The organism is Sutterella faecalis, from assembly GCF_006337085.1.
In the GTDB taxonomy this organism is placed as follows: domain Bacteria; phylum Pseudomonadota; class Gammaproteobacteria; order Burkholderiales; family Burkholderiaceae_F; genus Sutterella; species Sutterella faecalis.
The window spans coordinates 2917342-2934353 of sequence record NZ_CP040882.1; the positions used below are offsets into that span (position 1 = coordinate 2917342).

5 protein-coding genes, 3 rRNA genes and 1 pseudogene are annotated in these 17012 nt (G+C 58.4%); 7 read left to right on the forward strand and 2 right to left on the reverse strand.

What is annotated here, in order from left to right; genetic code table 11:
- Positions 1-96 precede the first annotated feature (96 nt).
- Positions 97-2652: a molybdopterin guanine dinucleotide-containing S/N-oxide reductase gene (locus FG381_RS12220; protein WP_139689042.1), complete on the reverse strand. Its 2556-nt coding sequence runs from the start codon at positions 2650-2652 to the stop codon at positions 97-99.
- 45 nt (positions 2653-2697) lie between these two features.
- On the reverse strand, positions 2698-3279 hold the full coding sequence (locus tag FG381_RS12225) for a hypothetical protein (protein WP_139689043.1): 582 nt from the start codon (positions 3277-3279) through the stop codon (positions 2698-2700).
- A gap of 427 nt (positions 3280-3706) precedes the next feature.
- On the opposite strand from FG381_RS12225, the gene purL reads away from it, so the two are divergent.
- From purL to bioB, 7 genes and pseudogenes are all read left to right on the forward strand, one after another.
- A complete protein-coding gene (purL, locus tag FG381_RS12230; protein ID WP_139689044.1) occupies positions 3707-7663 on the forward strand; it encodes a phosphoribosylformylglycinamidine synthase in 3957 nt (1318 codons plus the stop codon).
- Between the two features lie 288 nt (positions 7664-7951).
- On the forward strand, positions 7952-10165 hold the full coding sequence (gene speC, locus FG381_RS12235; RefSeq protein ID WP_139689045.1) for an ornithine decarboxylase: 2214 nt from the start codon (positions 7952-7954) through the stop codon (positions 10163-10165).
- A gap of 451 nt (positions 10166-10616) precedes the next feature.
- Positions 10617-12149: ribosomal RNA gene (locus FG381_RS12240) — 16S ribosomal RNA — on the forward strand.
- Between the two features lie 291 nt (positions 12150-12440).
- Positions 12441-15327 (forward strand): 23S ribosomal RNA (locus FG381_RS12245).
- Between the two features lie 98 nt (positions 15328-15425).
- A 5S ribosomal RNA gene (rrf, locus tag FG381_RS12250) occupies positions 15426-15540 on the forward strand.
- Together the 16S, 23S and 5S rRNA genes form the textbook arrangement of a ribosomal RNA operon.
- Before the next feature lie 91 nt (positions 15541-15631).
- Positions 15632-15799, forward strand: a pseudogene (locus tag FG381_RS12595) (FAD-dependent oxidoreductase); the annotation flags it as partial.
- A gap of 193 nt (positions 15800-15992) precedes the next feature.
- Positions 15993-16964 carry a biotin synthase BioB gene (gene bioB, locus FG381_RS12255; RefSeq protein WP_139689046.1) on the forward strand — a complete coding sequence of 324 codons (972 nt, stop codon included), beginning with the start codon at positions 15993-15995 and terminating at the stop codon, positions 16962-16964.
- Positions 16965-17012: the final 48 nt, after the last annotated feature.

Sequence of the window (17012 nt, forward strand, 5' to 3'; positions counted from 1 at the left end):
GAACCTGCGGCGGATCCGCAGCAAAAATAAATGGAGCCCCGGCAGGCGTAATGCCGTGCCGGGGCTTCATTTATTTAATCATCTGCCGGGCCAGTCTCAGCGGCGGGCGGTTTTCGGCTGATGATGCACGTAGACAGGCGGCAGTTCCTCTTCGTCGTACTTCTCGATGCGTACGAGCGAAGTGTTGGCCACATTGCCGCATGCGAGCTTCGACGAGGGAATGTCGATCGTGAGCACGTTGTCGCAGCCGTGGAGGTCGAGCGATCCTTCCTCGCCGGGTTCCTCCGGGCAGTACCAGGCGCCGTGATGAATCACGACCGTGTCGGGGCGGACGCGGTCCGTAACCGTGACGCCGGCGAGCACCTTGCCGCGGCGGCTTTCCACAACGGCCACGTCGCCGTTTCGGAGTCCGAGCTTTTCAGCTGCGGCCGGATGGATCCAGACGGGTTCTCGTTCCTCGACGTTCGCGAAGAGGTTCGATGCCGTGCTGTCAAGCTGGGAGTGCAGGCGGTAGCGGCTCTTCGAGGTGAGAAGCGCAAACGGGTACTTCTTCGCGAGTTCGGCGCCGAGCCATTCCGTGGGCTCGAGCCAGGTCGGGTGCGCCGGACAGTCGTCGTAATGGTAGGAAGCGATCTTTTCTGAATAGATCTCAATCAAGCCGGATTCCGTGCCGAGGGGATTCACGATCGGATTCTTTCTGAAGTCGCCCAGGTAGTTGTAGCGGCGGCTGTCGTCCGTCACCGGGAAGGTGATCCAGCCGGCCTTCCAGAATTCCTCGAAGGAGGGCATCTCGAGACCAGAAGCTTCGGATTCCTTCTTCGCCTGTTCATAGAAGCGCCTGAGCCAGCCCATTTCGTCAAGGCCCTCGGTGAATTCCTCCCCGTGGCCGAGCTTTTCGGCGAGGTGAGAGTAGATCCAGAAGTCCGAATGCGATTCGTACTGCGGTTCGATCGCCTGCTGCATCGCAACGTAGCCGAGGTTCGAATAGGAGCCGATCGAGGTGATGTCGTTGCGCTCGAGCGAGGTGCAGGCCGGAAGCACAATGTCCGACATGCGCGCCGAAGCCGTCCACACCGTGTCGCAGACGATCGTCGTATCGGGCTTCTTCCAGGCCTTCACGAGCGCGTTCGTGTCCTCCTGCTGCGCAAAGGGATTGCCGCCCGACCAGAAGACGAGACGGATGTCCGGATAGGTGATCTTCCTGCCGTTGTAGTCGATCGTCTTCCCCGGATTGAGGAAGCAGTCGGTGAAGCGCGCAAGCGGGATCGTCGCAACGGAATGACCTTCCCAGGCCATGCCGGTGTTCTTTCCCCTGGGGTTCGCGGAGATGCCCGGGAATGCGGGCGCTTCGGAGGTGGCGGCGCCGCCGTTCGAATAGTGGTAGGTGAAGCCGAAGCCGCCGCCCGGGAGACCGATGTGGCCGCACATGGCGGCGAGCACCACCATGGCCCAGTGCACCTGTTCGCCGTGTTCGGCGCGCTGGATGCCCCAGCCGCCCATGAGCATCGAGCGCTTCTCTCGCATGAGGCGCGCAAGACGCCGGATCTGATCCGCCTTGACGCCGGTGATGCCTTCGGCCCATTCCGGGGTCTTCGCAACGCCGTCAGTCTTGCCGAGAAGGTACGGGAGGAATTTGTCGTATCCCTTCGTGTACTTGCGGATGAATTCGCGATCGACCAGGTTCTTCGTTTCGAGCTCGTGCATCATGGCGAGCATCATCGCCACGTCGGTATTGGGTTTGGGCGCAATCCACTCGCATTTTTCGCCGAGGAATTCCGCCGTATCGGGCTTGAGCGGGTTGACGGCAATCACAGGAATCCCGGCCGCTTTCAAGCGGCGGAAGCCCTCGGCATTTTCATGCAGCGTCGTCGCCCAGTCGATGTCGTTCGTGACCGTCGGATCGGCGCCCCAGAGCACGATGAGTTCGGTTTTGTCGCAGATGAGGTCCCAGCCGGTCACCTGCTCGTAGACGCCGTTGGACCCAATCACGTAAGGAAGAATCACCTGCGCGCATCCCGTCGAATAGTCGCCGTAGTGGCCGGTGAAGCCGCCGTTGAGGTTGAGGCAGCGCTGCATCAGATTGCGCGCCGAGCCAAGAGCTCCCGGACTCATCCAGCCGTAGCTGCCGCCATAGATGGATGCGGGCCCGTAGGTGTCGCGCACGCGGTTGAGCTCCTTCGCGATGATGTCGAAGACCTCGTCCCAGGTGACGCGCACGAAGGGTTCGGACCCGCGGCCTTTGCCGCCCGCCTTCCAGCCCTTTTTCAGGTAGGACTCGCGCACCATCGGGTAGCGGATGCGGGCCGTGTTGTAGGGCTGCTGCGCGATGCCCTGAAGCTGGAGGGACGGCGCCGCGTCTTCCGCCACGGGCTCGAGCCGCTCGATTTTGCCGCCCTTGACATGGGCCTTGTAGACGCCCCAGTGGGAGGCATTCATGACGACGCCGTCATTGAGGACGGACTTCCCGGTGCCGAAGGTTCGGGATAGAGAAAGATCGGGTGCGCCGGAGAGCGGCTCGCCCATCCTGACGCCGCCCCTGAGGACGCGCGCGCTGCCGGTCTTTCCGGCTGCCGCGGCTGAAGCCGCACCCGGGATGAAGGCGGCCGCGCCGGCAAGACCGGCGGCTTTGAATAATTCGCGACGATTGGTCATTTGTTCTGCTCCTAAATTCCTCTGCTCAGTTTTGAAAACGCTGCCTTAGTTTTTGGCGTGTTCCTGCAGCCAGCGGAACATGAGCTCGTTGGCGCCTTTTCTCGTATGGCCCGTCCGGCCGCCGCGCACCGGGAGAAGCGTCGCCCACTGGTTCGCTGTGAAGTGATTCGCCGCAGGCGCGGCGTGGCAGGTTGAGCAGGCATCGGCATGGCGTGCCTTAGCCTTGGCCCAGAGCGCATTGATGTTGGTCGTGATCGCTTTGGCAGGCACCCAGCCCTGAGCGGAGGAGCGCACCCAGACATTGCCCTGCACGGTCTTCTCGCCCGATTTCGGGTCGAGCTTCACTGCTTTTTCCTCGTCAAAGGAAGCTTCTTCGATGCGAACGCCTGGTGCTTTGAAGATCTGCGAGGGATATTCCTTGAGCGACCATCCTGAGACCCGTACGAGCGCCTGGGAGCCTTTCTTCTCAAGAACTTCGACGGGCGTGGCGACATTGATCTTCCCGAGGAAATCGCCGGTGGCCCTGCCGTTTACCGGAACGGACTGGTCGAGATAGCCTGGCGCGGCGAAGGCCGCAGGGACGGCGGCGGCGATGAGCGCAGCCGTTAAAAATCGTGTGAACTGCATATATCTCCCTTTCTGCTCAATGAGCAGATTCAGATCCGGCACTTTGAAGTGTCCGGGTTATTGTAGTTCGCATGAATCTAATTATTTGATTTTTTATAATTTTTTAATGCCTTTCGTTATTCCGTGAAGCCATAGCGGTTCGACGTGATTTTTCTCTCTTTTTGAGAAGACGGGAGCTGCTTCTCATTCGCAACAGGCGTTGAAGAGGTCTTTTGTTAGGGTAAACGCTTGGCCGTTTTAAAACAGATCTTGCGAGCGGTTGGGCACGTGTTCCCGAGGACGCTCAAAACCTTTGCGGCCGAGGATCATTGCACGGACCGGGTCTTTTATAATCTAAGGCTATCCCTAATTTTCCTGACGCTCTCCCCGCGCTTGCGGCTCTAAGCGGACAGGATCCCGATTTTCCCTTCCACAGGAATCAGCAGCTATGGCGTCCCTTGCCGGCATCGTTTTTGACCTTGAAGGCCCCCGTGCGCTCTCGGACTTCCGTGAAGAACGTCTTCTTCGCGCGCTTCGTGCCGTTGAGCCGTCCGTTGAAGCGGTTTCGAGCCGCTTCATTCATTTTGTGCATGCCTCGGACGAGCTTACGGAAACCGAATCCTCGCGCCTCGCGTCGCTTCTCGACTACGGCCCGGGCCCCGACAAGGCCATTACGGCTTCTCTGGAAGCCCTGGTAGTGCCGCGTCTCGGCACGATTTCGCCCTGGGCTTCGAAAGCAACCGACATTGCCCGCAATTGCGGCATCGAAAAGGTGCTTCGCGTGGAGCGCGGCACGATCTTCACGATTGCGCTCAGGGACGGAGCCGGGCTTTCTGAAGAAAAGCGCGGCGCGCTCCTGGCGCTTCTGCACGACCGCATGACGGAATCCGTGGTTCCGGTCGACTATCCGCGTGAAAACCTCTTCACGGATCTCGCGGGCAAGCCCATGGAGACCGTTCCGCTGATGGCAGAAGGAAAGAAGGCCCTTGAGGACGCAAACCTCTCGATGGGTCTCGCGCTCTCCGAGGACGAGGTCGACTACCTCGCCGACGCCTTCACGCGTCTTCAGCGCGATCCGACCGACGTCGAACTCATGATGTTCGCGCAGGCGAATTCCGAACACTGCCGCCACAAGATCTTCAACGCCCGCTGGACGATCGACGGCGAAGCGCGCGAGGAAACGCTCTTCGGCATGATCCGCGATACGCATAAGGCGCAGCCCCTCGGCACCATTACGGCCTATGCCGACAATGCAGCCATTTTCGAAGGCCGCGATGTGGTTCGCCTTTATCCGCGTCCCGACGAAAAGGATCCCTTCGGCGCGACCTTCCAGCGCGAAACCGAACGCGTTCACACCGTCTTCAAGGTTGAAACGCACAACCACCCGACCGCGATTTCTCCCTTCCCCGGCGCCTCCACCGGTTCGGGCGGCGAAATCCGCGACGAGGGCGCGACCGGCCGCGGCGCCCGTCCGAAGGCGGGCCTCACGGGCTTCACGACCTCGGCGCTTCATCTCCCTGAAGCGCCGCAGAAGTGGGAAAACGACACCGACTGCGCGACGGGCGAAGCTTCAGATAAAGCCTACGGAGCGCCCGGGCGCATTGCGACCCCGCTCTCCATCATGACGGAAGGCCCGTTGGGCGGCGCCGCCTTCAACAATGAATTCGGCCGTCCCAATCTCCTCGGCTACTTCCGCGCCTTTGAAGCGAACGTGGGCGGCACCCGCTACGGCTACCACAAGCCCATCATGCTCGCGGGCGGCATCGGCAGCATCCGCGACGATCAGACGAAGAAGCTTGTTCCCCCGGCGGGGAGCCTTCTCATCGTGCTCGGCGGCCCGGGCATGCGCATCGGCCTCGGCGGCGGCGCCGCGAGCTCGATGAATACGGGCGCCAATTCCGAAGCGCTCGACTTCGACAGCGTTCAGCGCGGCAACCCCGAAATGGAGCGCCGTGCGCAGGAAGTGATCGACCGCTGCTGGTCGATGGGCGAAAAGAACCCGATCCTTGCCATTCACGACGTGGGCGCGGGCGGTCTTTCGAATGCCATGCCGGAGCTCGCCGACCTCTCGGGCAAGGGCGCGCGCTTCGACCTCTCGAAGGTCCCGGTCGAGGAAACCGGCATGTCGCCGCTTGAAGTCTGGTGCAATGAATCGCAGGAGCGCTATGTGATCGCGCTCGATCCGGCCGGGCTCGAGCGCTTCGACGCCTTCTGCAGGCGCGAGCGCTGCCCTTATGCCGTCATCGGGCGCATTACCGAAGAGGCGGATCTTCTCGTTGAGCGTCCGGGCGAAGCCGACGCCGTCAACATGCCGATGGAAGTGCTTCTCGGGAAGGCTCCCCGCATGCACCGCGATGTGAAGCACGAAAAGAAGTTCCTTACGCCCTTTGCCGAAGAAGGCATCGACCTCGAGGACGCGGCTTACGGCGTTATTCGTCATCCGTCCGTCGCGAGCAAGTCCTTCCTCATTACGATCGGCGACCGTTCGGTCGGAGGCCTGGTCGCGCGCGACCAGATGATCGGTCCCTGGCAGGTGCCGGTGGCGGACTGCGCCGTCACGACGCTCGGCTTTGAGACGCTGCGCGGCGAAGCAATGGCCGTGGGCGAGCGCACGCCGCTCGCCGTCATCAATTCGGCGGCCGCCTCCCGCATGGCAATCGGCGAGGCGCTCACGAACCTCGCCGCTGCGGATATTGAACTTCCCCGCGTGAAGCTTTCGGCCAACTGGATGGCCGCTTGCGGCGCGCCGGGAGAAGACGCACGACTCTTTGACGCCGTCCAGGCGGCGAGCCGCTTCTGCATCGGTCTCGGCATTTCGATTCCGGTCGGGAAGGACTCGCTCTCCATGCGCACCAACTGGACGGAAGCAGGGGAAAAGAAGACGGTCACGTCTCCGGTCTCCCTGATTGTTTCCGTTGCCGCTCCGGTGACCAATGCGGCGCTCACGCTCACGCCCGAGCTTCGCCGCGGCAAGGGCGTCGACAAGTCCGTTCTCGTCCTCGTTGACCTCGGCCAGGGGAAGAACCGCATGGGCGGCTCGATCCTTGCGCAGACGACGCAGCGCTTCGGCGACGAAGCGCCCGACTGCGAGGATCCGGCGCTTCTCGGCCGCTTCATTACGGCCCTGAGGAAGCTCGAGCTCGCCGGCTGCGTTCTCGCCTACCACGACCGCTCCGACGGCGGCCTCTTTGCCGCTGCGGCGGAAATGAACTTCGCCTCCCGCATCGGCATTCGTCTCGATCTTTCGTCGCTCCTCAAGGAAAAGGGAGCAACGGTGCTGAATACCCTCTTCAATGAGGAGCTCGGCGCTCTTATTCAGATCCCGGCGGACCGCACGGAAGAGGTGGTGGCGCAGATGCGCGCCTTCGGCCTTTCGCACTGCTGCCACTTTGTGGGCGAGCTCCTCGAGGAGGACAAGCTCGAAATCGTCCGCGACGGAGAAGTTCTCGCGAGCTTCCCGCGCGCTGAACTCCAGAGCGCCTGGACCGAGGTTTCGCATGAAATCGCCCGCGGCCGCGACAATCCCGAATGCGCGGATCAGGAATTCGCCGCTGTCGCCGACGAGTCGAACAAGGGGCTTTTTGCGAAGACCACCTTCGACGTCGACGAAGACGTTGCGCTCCCGATGATCAATACGGGCGTTCGTCCGAAGATCGCAATCCTGCGCGAGGAAGGCGTCAACTCCCAGACCGAAATGGCCGCTGCCTTCACGCGTGCGGGCTTTGAAGCCTGGGACGTCCATATGACGGACCTTCTCTCCGGGCGTCTTGATCTTGCCGACTTCAAGGGACTGGCGGCCTGCGGCGGCTTCTCCTACGGCGACGTGCTCGGCGCCGGCGGCGGCTGGGCGAAGACGATCCTCAACAACGACAAGCTCGTTGAAGAGTTCTCGGCCTTCTTCTCCCGCCCCGATACGTTCGGCCTCGGCGTCTGCAACGGCTGCCAGATGATGAGCCGTCTGCGCGGCCTGATCCCGGGCGCAAAGCACTGGCCCAACTTTGTGAGAAACCGCTCCGAGCAGTTTGAAGCGCGTCTCGCGGCGGTCGAGCTTCTCGAATCGCCCTCCATTCTCTTCTCCGGCATGGCGGGTTCCGTCCTCCCGATCGTCGTAAGTCACGGCGAAGGCAGGGTGGAATACCTCAATGCCGACGATGCGGTGCTTGCACGTGCGGCAGCTCGGTATGTCGATGGGGCGGGGAAGCCGGCGGAAGCCTATCCCGCCAACCCCAACGGTTCGAAGGGAGGCCTCACCGCCTTCACGACGGATGACGGGCGCTTCACGATCATGATGCCGCACCCCGAGCGCAGCCATCGTGCGATCGAGCTCTCCTGGCATCCCGATGACTGGACCGATGCCTCGGGCTGGATGCGGATCTTCCGCAACGCGAGAAAGTGGGTCGGGTGATTCCGATTCCAAGAACGAACCTTCTCTGCCTCTCTCCATTTGCCGGAGAGAGCAGGGAAGCGGTTCGATGAGAGATGAGAAGACCGTTGGATGGCGCAACCTGAAGACGGTCTTCTTTATTTTTGGTCTCTCGCGACGCCGCAATCGGCGAAAATAGAAAGAGGCACCTCTTCGCAGATATACTGCGCGTTTTTCGCGGCCCAACGTCGGCTGCGAGCCCGATTATTCCCGTTTTCCTCGGGCGCCCGACATCAAAGCGCGCCCCTTCTTCCCAAAGGACTTCAGGACATGCAGAAGCTTGCAATTGCAGTGAGTGACAATGTTTCCTTCAAGGACTTTCCCAAGGATCGTCAGGTTGTTCGGCTCTCCGAAGCAGAGATGACCGAAACCGGCGTCGTACTGATGTCCGTTGAGGATGCCGAGAACGGCGAACTCGACCGCGTTGAGGGTTATGGGTTCGGCATCCCGATCTTCATCTTTGTCGAGCGCGGCCGCTATGTTCCCGACGAATGGATCGGCCGCTGCATGGGGGTCGTCAACGACGATCCGGTGGAGGAGCCTTTCTTCGTTCGACAGCTGATTGATGCGGCTTCAGGCTATGAAGAGAAGATCCTGCCGCCCTTCTTCCGGAGCCTGAGGCGCTACGTGGGCACGGCAAACGAGCAGTTCGACTGCCCGGGCCACCAGGGCGGCGCCTTCTTCCGACGTCACCCGGCAGGGCGCGAATTCGCCAACTTCTTCGGCGAAACGATCTTCCGCGCCGACCTCTGCAACGCCGACGTCGACATGGGCGACCTCCTCATTCACGAGGGCGCCGCTTATGCAGCCGAAGCCCATGCCGCGAAGGTCTTCAATGCCGACAAAACCTACTTCGTGCTGAACGGCACGTCGACCTCGAACAAGGTCGTTCTCTCGGCGCTCCTCACGCCGGGCGACCTCGTTCTTTTCGACCGAAACAACCACAAGTCCTGCCACCAGGGCGCGCTCGTCCTCGCGGGCGCCCATCCGGTATACCTCGAAACTGCCCGCAATCCGTACGGCTTCATCGGCGGCATCGACAATCACTGCTTTGATGAAGCGGAATTGAGAAAGCTCGCAGCAGAAGTGGATCCGAAGCGCGCAGAGGCGCCGCGGCCCTTCCGCTGCGCCGTGATTCAGCTCGGCACCTATGACGGCACGATCTACAACGCCCGCCAGGTGCTCGACCGCATTGGTCATCTTTGCGACTACATTCTTTTCGACTCGGCCTGGGTAGGGTACGAGCAGTTCATTCCGATGATGAAGGACTGCTCGCCTCTGCTCCTTGATCTCAAGCCCGAGGATCCGGGCATCTTCGTCACCCAGTCGGTGCATAAGCAGCAGGCGGGGTTCTCGCAGACCTCTCAGATTCACAAGAAGGACTCCCATGTGCGCGGGCAGGCGCGCTACGTGTCGCATAAGCAGGTGAACAACGCCTTCATGCTCCATGCCTCAACGAGCCCCTTCTATCCGCTCTTCGCGTCGATCGACATCAATGCCAAGATGCACTCGGGCGTCTCGGGGCTCCGCATCTGGGACGAATGCGTGAAGATCGGCATTGAGGCGAGAAAGCAGATCAAGCGCACCTGCAGCTACATTCAGCCCTTTGTGCCTCCGCTCGTGGCGGGCCGTCCCTGGGAGAGCTATCCGACGGAAACGATTGCAAAGGATCAGCGCTTCTTCCAGTTCAAGCCGGGCGAACGCTGGCACGCCTTTGAGGGGTACGGCGCCAATCAGTATTTTGTGGATCCGTGCAAGTTCCTGCTGACGACCCCCGGCATCGACACCGAAACGGGAGAGTACGAGGACTTCGGCGTGCCGGCGACGATTCTCGCCAACTATCTGCGCGCTCACGGCGTGGTGCCTGAAAAGTGCGACCTGAATTCGATTCTCTTCCTGCTGACGCCTTCTCAGACGACGGCGAAGATTTCGTCCCTCACGACGCAGATTGCTCGCTTTGAGAAGCTCCTTGACGCCGACGCGCTCATGAAGGATGTGATTCCGCAGGTCTATTCGGCGCATGAAAACCGCTACGAAGGGTACCGCATCCGCGAAATCTGCCAGGAGATGCACGACTACTGCCGCGAGTACAACATCAAGGACCTGCAGAAGGCGATGTTCCGCCGTGCGCATTTCCCGAAGATCGCGCTCGACGCCCAGACCGCGCACTTCGAATTCATGCGCGGGAATGCCGAGTACGTGCCGCTCGAGGAAGCGCAGGGCCGCATTGCGCTTGAGGGGGCGCTCCCGTATCCGCCGGGAGTCATCTGCTGCGTTCCGGGCGAAATCTGGGGCGGTCCGGTGCTCGAATACTTCCTTGCGCTCGCTGAAGGCATCAACCGGTTCCCGGGCTTCAGTCCCGAGCTTCAGGGCGTCTACCTCGAGGAGGACAGCACCGGCAGAAGTCATGTCTGGGTGAATGTTCTCAAGGAATCCCGCAGAAAGGAACTTGAGGCGGAAGGCAAGATTGCTATTGCCGGCTGACGGGACTGAGAGAATGCGGCAAGGCCGTCCGTCCGTATCGGGACCGGACGGCTTTGCTCAATTCAGGGGTCTCAAAAAAAAATTTTCAGAACTCTTGACAAGGCGATTTCTCTTCTCCATAATTCGCATCCTGCTTCGGAAACGAGGCAGCAAAACAAAAGTTCTGAAGCAAAATTAAAAATTTTCTTCAAGAGCTCTTGACAAAAGGAAACGACTTCTATATGATTTCGATCCTTCGCTGATCAAACAGCGAAAAGTTCTTTAAAAATCAGATTCAACGAACCGATAAGTGTGAACATCGGAAAGCTTGAGTGGCTCGCTAAAGAGCATCGGAATTTCACGATTCCGAAGACTCAAAAATTTTACGAAGTTCGCGCTTATTGAAGCCGAAAGAAAAGAATTTAATTCTTCTCTTTCAATTCCGGCGAAATAAGAGCGACAAACAGAGATTGAACTAAAGAGTTTGATCCTGGCTCAGATTGAACGCTGGCGGCATGCCTTACACATGCAAGTCGAACGGCAGCGCGGGAGCTTGCTCCTGGCGGCGAGTGGCGCACGGGTGAGTAATGCATCGGAACGTGTCTTCTTGTGGGGGATAACTGTCCGAAAGGACAGCTAATACCGCATGAGACCTGAGGGTGAAAGCAGGGGATCGCAAGACCTTGCGCAGGAAGAGCGGCCGATGTCCGATTAGCTTGTTGGCGGGGTAAAGGCCCACCAAGGCGACGATCGGTAGCTGGTCTGAGAGGACGACCAGCCACACTGGGACTGAGACACGGCCCAGACTCCTACGGGAGGCAGCAGTGGGGAATTTTGGACAATGGGGGCAACCCTGATCCAGCCATGCCGCGTGCAGGATGAAGGTCTTCGGATTGTAAACTGCTTTTGTCAGGGACGAAAAGGGATGTGATAACACCACGTTCTGCTGACGGTACCTGAAGAATAAGCACCGGCTAACTACGTGCCAGCAGCCGCGGTAATACGTAGGGTGCAAGCGTTAATCGGAATTACTGGGCGTAAAGCGTGCGCAGGCGGTTTTGTAAGATAGATGTGAAATCCCCGGGCTCAACCTGGGAATTGCATATATGACTGCAAGACTTGAGTTTGTCAGAGGAGGGTGGAATTCCAAGTGTAGCAGTGAAATGCGTAGATATTTGGAAGAACACCGATGGCGAAGGCAGCCCTCTGGGACATGACTGACGCTCATGCACGAAAGCGTGGGGAGCAAACAGGATTAGATACCCTGGTAGTCCACGCCCTAAACGATGTCTACTAGTTGTTGGGAGAGCAATCTCTTGGTAACGCAGCTAACGCGTGAAGTAGACCGCCTGGGGAGTACGGTCGCAAGATTAAAACTCAAAGGAATTGACGGGGACCCGCACAAGCGGTGGATGATGTGGATTAATTCGACGCAACGCGAAAAACCTTACCTAGCCTTGACATGCCAGGAACCCTGAAGAGATTCGGGGGTGCCCGCAAGGGAATCTGGACACAGGTGCTGCATGGCTGTCGTCAGCTCGTGTCGTGAGATGTTGGGTTAAGTCCCGCAACGAGCGCAACCCTTGTCACTAGTTGCTACGAAAGGGCACTCTAGTGAGACTGCCGGTGACAAACCGGAGGAAGGTGGGGATGACGTCAAGTCCTCATGGCCCTTATGGCTAGGGCCTCACACGTCATACAATGGTCGGAACAGAGGGAAGCGAAGCCGCGAGGTGAAGCCAATCCCAGAAAACCGATCGTAGTCCGGATTGCAGTCTGCAACTCGACTGCATGAAGTCGGAATCGCTAGTAATCGCGGATCAGCATGCCGCGGTGAATACGTTCCCGGGTCTTGTACACACCGCCCGTCACACCATGGGAGTGGGGTTCACCAGAAGACGTTTGCCCAACCGAAAGGAAGGCGGCGTCCACGGTGGGCTTCATGACTGGGGTGAAGTCGTAACAAGGTAGCCGTACCGGAAGGTGCGGCTGGATCACCTCCTTTAAAGAGAGTCGGAGTTCTTTAGAGAACGCCTTCAGAGACTTTCACGGTGTTCACACTTATCAGGTCGTTGAGATTTGATCGATCTTTAAAAATTTGGAAAAGTAAAGACATTCTGAAGTTGTCTTGAAGAGAAGTTGAGATGCTTTTCTTCAGATAAAGGCAGCTTCAGGGGTTGTGATTGCATTCAAAACATCGATTCATTGAAGTTCATCGAGAACCGACATGATTCAGAGAAGCAGCGCGTTACAGGTCGTCTTGTTACTTTGAAGGCAAAAGGCTTCAGAGTTATAGGATCAAGCGACTAAGTGTATGTGGTGGATGCCTTGGCGATCACAGGCGATGAAGGACCCGGCAGCCTGGGAAAAGCCGTGGGGAGCTGGCAAGCAAGCTTTGATCCACGGATGTCCGAATGAGGAAACTCACTTCCTTTAAGGAAGTATCAATGAGTGAATACATAGCTCATTGAGGCGAACGCAGTGAACTGAAACATCTAAGTAACTGCAGGAAAAGAAATCAACCGAGATTCTGAAAGTAGCGGCGAGCGAAATTGGAAGAGCCTGCAAGCGTTAGCAGATTCGATACCGGAACGGTCTGGAAAGGCCGGCTACAGAGGGTGACAGCCCCGTACGGGAAATTGGATCTGTGAGACTGAGCTTGCGACAAGTAGGGCGGGACACGAGAAATCCTGTCTGAAGATGGGGGGACCATCCTCCAAGGCTAAATACTCGTGATCGACCGATAGTGAACCAGTACTGTGAAGGAAAGGTAAAAAGAACCCCGGGAGGGGAGTGAAATAGATCCTGAAACCGCATACATACAAACAGTAGGAGCCCGCAAGGGTGACTGCGTACCTTTTGCATAATGGGTCAGCGACTTACGTTCAATGGCGAGCTTAACCGAATAGGGGAGGCGCAGCGAAAGCGAGTCCGAACAGGGCGAAATTCAGTCGTTGGGCGTAGACCCGAAACCAGATGATCTATCCATGGTCAGGCTGAAGGTGTGGTAACACACACTGGAGGGCCGAACCGACTAGTGTTGCAAAATTAGCGGATGAACTGTGGATAGGGGTGAAAGGCTAAACAAATCTGGAGATAGCTGGTTCTCCCCGAAAACTATTGAGGTAGTGCCTCGTGTAGGGCTCCAGGGGGTAGAGCACTGTTATGGCTAGGGGGACATGGCGTCTTACCAAACCATGGCAAACTCCGAATACTTGGAAGTCAGAGCACGGGAGACAGAGCACCGGGTGCTAACGTCCGGACTCAAAAGGGAAACAACCCAGACCGCCGGCTAAGGTCCCTAATATTGACTAAGTGGAAAACGAAGTGGGAAGGCTAAGACAGTCAGGAAGTTGGCTTAGAAGCAGCCATCCTTCAAAGAAAGCGTAATAGCTCACTGATCGAGTCTTCCTGCGCGGAAGATGTAACGGGGCTAAGTCAATAACCGAAGCCGCGGATTCGACCGTTAAGGTTGAGTGGTAGGGGAGCGTTCCGTAAGCCTGAGAAGGCGGACCCGCGAGGGCTGCTGGAGGTATCGGAAGTGCGAATGCTGACATGAGTAACGTTAAAGCGGGTGAAAAGCCCGCTCGCCGCAAGCCCAAGGTTTCCTGCTCTACGTTCATCGGAGCAGGGTGAGTCGGCCCCTAAGGCGAGGCTGAGAAGCATAGCTGATGGGAACCAGGTTAATAGTCCTGGACCGATTGCAGGTGCGAAGGAGGGACGGAGTGCTGAAGGTCATCCGGGTGTTGGATATCCCGGTTTGCGAGCGTAGGAAGCCGGCAGGCAAATCCGCCGGCGAATTTCCGAGGCGAAGCATCGAGGCTGGTTTCAGCTGAAGTGACTGAATGGACTTCCAGGAAAAGCTTCTAAGCATCAGCCTGTAATTGACCGTACCGCAAACCGACACTGGTGGGCGAGCTGAATATGCTCAGGCGCTTGAGAGAACTCAGGAGAAGGAACTCGGCAAATTGACACCGTAACTTCGGGATAAGGTGTGCCTTTGTAGTGTGAAGGAAGAAACATCCGGAGCATGAAGAGGTCTCAGAGAATTGGTGGCTGCAACTGTTTACTAAAAACACAGCACTCTGCAAAGACGAAAGTCGACGTATAGGGTGTGATGCCTGCCCGGTGCTGGAAGATTAATTGATGGGCTGCAAGGTCCTGATCGAAGTCCCAGTAAACGGCGGCCGTAACTATAACGGTCCTAAGGTAGCGAAATTCCTTGTCGGGCAAGTTCCGACCTGCACGAATGGCATAATGATGGCCACACTGTCTCCTCCTGAGACTCAGTGAAGTTGAAGTGTTTGTGATGATGCAATCTCCCCGCGGCTAGACGGAAAGACCCCATGAACCTTTACTGCAGCTTTGCATTGGACTTTGAACCGATCTGTGTAGGATAGGTGGGAGGCAGTGAAGTTAGGACGCCAGTCTTAACGGAGCCAACCTTGAAATACCACCCTGATTTGTTTGAGGTTCTAACCTGGGAGCGTAATCCGCTTCGGGGACCGTGCATGGTAGGCAGTTTGACTGGGGCGGTCTCCTCCTAAAGGGTAACGGAGGAGTGCGAAGGTACGCTAGGCACGGTCGGAAATCGTGCTGATAGTGCAATGGCAAAAGCGTGCTTGACTGCGAGTCCGACAAGACGAGCAGATACGAAAGTAGGTCATAGTGATCCGGTGGCTCTGCATGGAAGGGCCATCGCTCAACGGATAAAAGGTACTCTGGGGATAACAGGCTGATACCGCCCAAGAGTTCATATCGACGGCGGTGTTTGGCACCTCGATGTCGGCTCATCTCATCCTGGGGCTGTAGCCGGTCCCAAGGGTATGGCTGTTCGCCATTTAAAGAGGTACGTGAGCTGGGTTTAAAACGTCGTGAGACAGTTTTGTCCCTATCTGCCGTGGGCGCTGGAAGATTGACGGGGGCTGTTCCTAGTACGAGAGGACCGGAATGGACTCACCTCTGGTGTACCGGTTGTCACGCCAGTGGCACCGCCGGGTAGCTATGTGGGGAAAGGATAACCGCTGAAAGCATCTAAGCGGGAAACCTGCCTGAAGATAAGTCTTCCTGGAGGCTTGACCTCCCTGAAGAGTCGTTCGAGACCAGGACGTTGATAGGTCGGGTGTGCAAGCGCTGTGAGGCGTTGAGCTGACCGATACTAATTGCTCGTGAAGCTTGATCCTATAACCGTGAAGCTTTTCATCATGACGGTGAGAAGAACTTCAAGAGAATCGAGAAAGCAGTCGCAACTGCAAGTCTTTGCTTTTCCACCCCCTTTAAGCCTGGTGACCATAGCGTGACGGCCCCACTCCTTCCCATTCCGAACAGGACAGTGAAACGTCTCCGCGCCGATGATAGTTGGTTGTATTTCCAGTGAAAGTAGGTCATCGCCAGGCTCCCTATAAACGAAGCCCCTGTTGATTTGATGTCAGCAGGGGCTTTTCGTCGTCTAGAGGTTCGAAATCACAAGCGCAGATTTTCCGGTAGGCTCTGGTGCTCTACCGGCAGGGAAACGTGGTTCCGCGCCTCTGCGCAGCCGGCGAAATCACGGGCGGCATTCACGGCAGGTACCGCGTGGGCGGGAACGCCCTTCTCGACTGCATGGTGTACGGGCAGATCGCCGGCGTCAATGCGGGAAGTGAACGGCGCGCCTGATGATGCGCTTTAACCTCTGAAAGCCTGGGAGGCGCTCAGTCTCTCGGTAGCTGAGAAAAAGTCCGGGTGAAGGCGTTTGGTGCCTGCCCGGACTTTCTTCTTTGCTTACTTTTTCATTGTGGATCGGGTTGGCGGCCGGGCTCTTCGACGTGCTAGAAAGTCGAAATCATCGCGTTTTCCCTGACCGACCCCAATGTCCATTCTTTCTGAAATTGTCCGCGCCCTCGAGAGCGGCGCTTCCTTGACGGAATCCGAACTCCTCGCGTTGGCTTCCGGCCCGCGCGAGGATCTCTTCGACACGGCGGAGGCCGTCACGAGGAAGATGGCCCCGCGCGCCTACAACCTCTGCGGCATCATCAACGTCAAATCGGGCGAGTGCTCTGAAAACTGCCGCTGGTGCGCGCAGTCAAAGCACTGGGAAGTGCCCGGCATCAAAATCTATCCGATTCTTCCGGACGACAAGGTGGAAGCGGGCGCCAGGCGCGCCGCGGAAACCGGCATCGTGCGCTATTCGCTCGTGGCGAGCGGACGGAAGCCCTCGAGGCGGGAGATCCGCGAATACTGCGAACGGATCCGTGAGGTCAAGCGCAATCACCCGGAGCTCGAGGTCTGCGTGTCGCTCGGCCTCTTGTCGGAAGAAGACCTCAGCGCACTGAAGGACGCCGGAGTCGTGCGCATTCACTGCAACCTCGAAACGTCGCCCGAATTCTTCCGGGAAGTCTGCACCTCGCACCGGATAGACGACAAGATCGAAACCCTGAAGCGCGCCAAGGCCCTGGGGCTCGATGTCTGCTCGGGGGGCCTCATCGGCATGGGAGAAACGCTCCTCGACCGCATCCGGCTCGCGCGTCTCTGCCGCGAGCTCGAGGTGCCGTCGATCCCGATCAACTTGCTTTACCGCGTGCCCGGCACGCCGCTCGCGAATGTTGAGGCGCTTTCTCAGGATGAGTTCCTCGTCGCCGCGGCGCTCTTCCGGCTCGCCAATCCGACGGCCTATCTGAGGTTTGCGGGCGGGAGAAGCCTCCTCACGCCCGATACGGTCCGGGAAGCCATGCGGATCGGCATTAATTCCGCGATCAGCGGCGATTTGCTCACCACGACTTCGGGCGGAAACCCCATTGACGATGCGGCGCTCTTTTCGAACGCCGGATACGACGCTCCCTGACAATAAAAAGCCGCCGGATCTTCGAAAGAGAACCCGGCGGCAGTGATG